General features: G+C 67.4%; 1 protein-coding gene. It reads left to right on the forward strand.

The genetic code is table 11. The features are described from left to right. A partial coding sequence (locus LD028_RS08940; RefSeq protein ID WP_237811608.1) for a hypothetical protein occupies positions 1-276 on the forward strand: 276 nt, incomplete at both ends.

Raw genomic sequence — 276 nt, forward strand, 5'->3', positions numbered from 1 at the left:
GGGGGCGATACCGACCGGCATGCCGAGCGCCTATTCGATCCCGATCTCGCCGATTTCGCTGAGCTGCCCGTCGGTCTCCTCGATCACAAGGAGCTGCCAATCCCCGACGGCATGATCCCGCGATCGCGCGACGACCTGCTGGCGCTGTGCGAGCGGATGATCGCGCTCAGCCGCAACCCCGAGCTCCTCTCCTATGTCGTCGGCGGTTGGCCGGGGAGCACGATATCGCGATCGGAGCTCCGCTACGGACGACAGGACCTGCTCACGGACGCGGCC

The sequence above is a fragment of the Anoxybacillus sp. LAT27 genome, from assembly GCF_022030075.1.
GTDB lineage: Bacteria > Bacillota > Bacilli > Bacillales > Anoxybacillaceae > Anoxybacillus > Anoxybacillus kestanbolensis.